The 4,703-nt window shown below is 61.6% G+C and carries 3 protein-coding genes; all 3 read left to right on the plus strand.

All coding sequences use genetic code 11. The features are described from left to right. Positions 1 to 2,516: bifunctional transaldolase/phosoglucose isomerase (locus tag WB528_RS01275; protein WP_423886621.1), on the plus strand; the 2,516-nt coding region annotated here is incomplete at its 5' end. Between the two features lie 11 nt (positions 2,517 to 2,527). After that, positions 2,528 to 3,550 (plus strand): phosphogluconate dehydrogenase (NAD(+)-dependent, decarboxylating), encoded by a 1,023-nt coding sequence (gnd, locus tag WB528_RS01280; RefSeq protein ID WP_423886622.1) that lies wholly within the window; start codon positions 2,528 to 2,530, stop codon positions 3,548 to 3,550. Continuing rightward, the coding region (zwf, locus tag WB528_RS01285) for a glucose-6-phosphate dehydrogenase (RefSeq protein ID WP_423886623.1) at positions 3,547 to 4,703 on the plus strand (1,157 nt) is incomplete at its 3' end. The genes gnd and zwf, both read left to right, overlap by 4 nt.

Below are 4,703 nucleotides of genomic sequence, written 5' to 3' on the forward strand. Positions count from 1 at the left end.
CGCCCTACCTGGCGCTGGATACCAAGGGCACCATCGCCGAAGCCGAGCGGCTGTGGAAGCACGTCGATCGCAAGAATTTGATGATCAAGGTGCCGGCGACGGCGGAGGGCCTGCCCGCGATCGAACACCTGATCGGCGAAGGCATCAGCATCAACATCACGCTGCTGTTCTCGCAAAAGGTCTATGTTCAGGTTGCCAAGGCCTATCTCGCGGGCCTCGAAAAGCTCGTGGCCGATGGGGGCGATCCCTCCCATGTCGCCAGCGTCGCAAGCTTCTTCGTCAGCCGTATCGATACGGCGGTGGACAAGCAGCTCGACGAAAGAATCGCGCGCGCCAACGACCCGCATGAGAAGGCGCGGCTGGCGGCGCTGAAGGGCAAGGTGGCAATCGCCAACGCGAAGCTGGCGTATCAAGAGTACAAGCAGCTGTTTTCCGGTGCGCGCTGGGAAAAGCTCGCCGCCAAGGGCGCCAAACCGCAGCGATTGCTGTGGGCCTCCACCGGCACCAAGAACAAGGACTATCGCGACGTGCTCTATGTCGAGGAGCTGATCGGCGCCAACACCGTCAATACCGTACCGCCGGCTACGCTGAACGCCTTCCGCGATCACGGCAAGCTGCGCGACAGCCTCGAGGAAAATGTCGAGGAGGCCAGGCACGTCCTCGCCGAGCTCGATAAATCCGGCATTTCGCTCGATGCCATCACGGAAGAATTGGTCAAGGACGGCGTCAAACTATTTGCGGATGCCGCCGACAAGCTTTACGGCGCGGTCGCCCAGAAGCGCGCGACCGTACTCGGCGCCGCCATCGGCGCGCAGAAGCTCGCGCTTGGCGCCAGTCTTGAGAAAGCGGTCGAGAAGAGCACCGAGGAATGGCGCGCTTCGGCCAAGATCCGGAGGCTTTGGCACAAGGACAAATCGGTCTGGACCAATGGCGACGAGAACAAGTGGCTGGGCTGGCTGGACAGCCCGGCCAAGGCCGACATCGCGGATTACGAAGATTACGCGCGGCGGGTGAAGGGGCAGAATTTCTCCGACGCGGTCGTGCTCGGAATGGGCGGATCGAGCCTCGGGCCCGAAGTGCTGGCGAAAACCTTCCCGAAAAAGCCCGGCTTCCCCAAATTGCACGTGCTCGATTCCACCGACCCGGCGCAGGTCCGCGCGATGGAAAAAGCGGTCGATATCAAGAAAACGCTGTTCATCGTTTCGAGCAAATCCGGCGGCACCACCGAACCCAACGTGATGAAGGATTACTTCTTCGCGCAAGTGTCCAAAGCCATCGGCGCCGACAAGGCTGGGCACCGCTTCATCGCCGTGACCGATCCCGGCTCATCGCTGGAGAAAGTCGCAGCCAAACAGGGTTTTGCGCGAACTTTCCACGGCGACCCCGCGATCGGCGGCCGCTATTCGGTGTTGTCGCCGTTCGGCCTTGTGCCTGCTGCGACCGCCGGCATCGATGTGCATAGCCTGATCCACCATACGCTGGCGATGGTCCGCTCCTGCGGCGCGGATGTGCCGCCTCATGAAAATCCCGGCGTTCAGCTTGGCCTCGCCATGGGACTTGCGGGCCTTGAAGGCCGCGACAAGGTCACGATTTTCTCATCGAAAAAGATCGCGGATTTCGGCGCATGGGCCGAACAGCTCATCGCCGAATCGACCGGCAAGGACGGCAAGGGTCTTGTCCCAATCGAGGGCGAGACGCTCGGCGATGTCTCAGCCTACGGCGACGACCGCTTCTTCGTTGATCTTCGCACTGAAAGCGAGGGCGGCGCGGCGCATGACGAAAAGCTCGACGCGCTGGAGCAAGCGGGCCATCCGGTCGTTCGGATCGTCATCAAGTCGATCGAACATATCGGGCAAGAATTTTACCGCTTCGAAATGGCGACGGCCGTCGCAGGCGCCATTCTCGGCATCAATCCGTTCAACCAGCCGGATGTCGAAGCCGCCAAGGTCAAGACGCGCGAACTGACCGCGGCCTTCGAAAAGTCGGGCGCGCTGCCGAAAGAATCACCGGTTGTTTCGACCGACGCGGCCGATCTCTATACCGACGAGGCCAATGCGAGCGACTTGCGCAAGGCGGGCGCCGACGGCACGCTTGAATCCTGGCTGAAGGCCCATTTCTCGCGCATCGATGCCGGCGACTATGTCGCCCTGCTCGCCTATATCGAGCGCAATCCCGACCATATCGATACGTTGCAGGCCGCGCGCCTCGCGGTTCGCGACCGGCGCCATGTCGCGACTTGCGCGGAATTCGGCCCCCGTTTTCTGCACTCGACCGGCCAGGCCTACAAAGGTGGCCCGGACTCTGGCGTGTTCCTTCAGGTCACGGCTGATGATGCGAAGGATCTGCCAGTGCCGGGCCAGAAGGCGAGCTTTGGCGTGATCAAGGCAGCTCAAGCCCGCGGCGATTTCGGCGTGCTCACCGAGCGGGGGCGACGCGCGCTAAGGGTGCATCTCAAGGGCGATCTCGCGCGAGGTCTGAAGGCACTCGACGATGCGATCCAGCAGGCGTTGAACTAAAGGATAAAACCATGCAGCTCGGTATGATCGGCTTGGGGCGGATGGGCGGCAATATCGTCCGCCGGCTGATGCGGCACGGACATACGACCGTCGTCTACGACAAGGACGCCAAAGCCGTGGCCGAGATCGCCAAGGAAGGTGCAAAAGGGGCCGGCACGCTGGAGGAATTCGTCAGCAAGCTGGAAAAGCCGCGCGCCGCCTGGGTGATGCTGCCGGCCGGACATATCACCGAAACAACGATCGAAGCGCTGTCCAAACTGATGGAGAGCGGCGACGTCATCATCGACGGCGGCAACACATTCTGGCAGGACGACGTCCGCCGCGGCAAGGCGCTGAAGGCGCGCGGCATCCATTACATCGACGTCGGTACCTCCGGCGGCGTTTGGGGTATCGAGCGAGGCTACTGCATGATGATCGGTGGCGACAGGCCGGTGGTCGAACGTCTGGATCCGATTTTCGCCACGCTCGCCCCCGGCCTCGGCGACATCCCGCGCACCGAGGGGCGGCAGGGGCGCGACCCCCGCGTCGAGCAAGGCTATATGCACACCGGCCCGGTTGGCGCCGGGCATTTCGTCAAGATGGTCCACAACGGCATCGAATACGGACTGATGCAGGCCTATGCCGAAGGCTTTGACATCCTGAAGAACGCCAATATCGAGGCACTGCCGGAAGACCATCGTTTCGAGCTCGACGTCGCCGATATCGCGGAGGTCTGGCGCCGCGGCAGCGTGATCCCCTCATGGCTGCTCGATCTCACCGCCTCGGCGCTCGCCAAAAGCCCGACGCTTGGAACCTATTCCGGCTTCGTCGAGGACTCCGGCGAAGGCCGCTGGACCGTGAACGCCGCGATCGACGAGGCAGTCCCGGCCGAAGTCCTGACCGCGGCGTTATTCGTACGTTTTCGTTCCCGCAAGGAACATACCTTCGCTGAAAAAATTCTCTCGGCGATGCGCCATGGGTTTGGCGGCCACAACGAGCCGCAGCAGGAACCTGATCCGGTGCAGGCAAGTAAATCGAAAGCCGGTCACTCGTGACAGAATCATCCGCCAAGCAGCACAAACCCGATCCTTGTTCATTTGTGATCTTCGGCGCTACCGGCGATCTGACCCATCGGCTGGTGCTTCCCGCGCTTTACAATCTGGCGGTGTCCGATCTCTTGCCGGAGAAATTCTGCGTGGTCGGGATTGCCCGCAAGGACATGTCAAGCGACGAAATGCGCGACAGCCTGATGGAGGGCTTGCGGAAGTACAAGACCCGTCCCATCGAGGATGCAATCGCCAAGCGGCTGCTTGAATGCGTCACCAGCATCGAAGCCGATCCGAAGGATCCCAGTTCCTTCGATGCGATGCGCGAAAAGCTCGAAAAACTGGAAGCCAACCGCTCGACAGGTGGCAACCGCCTGTTCTATCTGGCGACGCCGCCGGTCGCCTTCGCCCCAATCGCGAAGCAACTCGGCCGTGCCGGGATGCTGAAAGAGGAGGGCGCCGCCTGGCGGCGGCTCGTGGTCGAAAAGCCTTTTGGGACCGATCTGGCTTCCGCGAGAGCGCTCAATGATGAGCTATTGAAAATCCTTGAAGAGCACCAGATCTACCGGATCGATCATTATCTCGGCAAGGAGACGGTCCAGAACATCCTGGTGCTGCGTTTTGCCAACGGTATGTTCGAGCCGATCTGGAACCGGGATCATATCGATCACGTGCAGATCACGGTTGATGAAAAGATCGGCGTCGGCCATCGCGGCAGCTTCTATGACTCAACCGGCGCGCTGCGCGACATGGTCCCGAACCATCTGTTTCAACTGCTGTCGCTGGTGGCGATGGAGCCGCCGGCGAAATTCAATGCGCACGCGGTGCGCACGGAAAAAGCCGAGGTACTGGCGGCGATCCAGACCCAGAGCGAGGAAGAGGCGCTCAAAAACTCGGTACGTGGCCAATACCAGGCGGGCAAGAGCGGCGAAACTGAAACTCCCGATTACCGCAAGACCGAGGACGTCAAGCCGAACAGCACGACCGAAACCTATGCCGCGCTGAAACTGACCATCGACAACTGGCGCTGGGCAGGCGTGCCCTTTTACCTGCGCACCGGCAAGGCGGTCGGCGTCAAGCGCACCGAAGTCGCGATCAAGTTCAAGCAGGCGCCGTTTGCGATGTTCCGCGAGACACAGGTGGAGCGGCTGTCGCAGAACTA

The sequence above is a fragment of the Bradyrhizobium sp. genome (assembly GCF_049586575.1).
Taxonomy (GTDB): domain Bacteria; phylum Pseudomonadota; class Alphaproteobacteria; order Rhizobiales; family Xanthobacteraceae; genus Bradyrhizobium.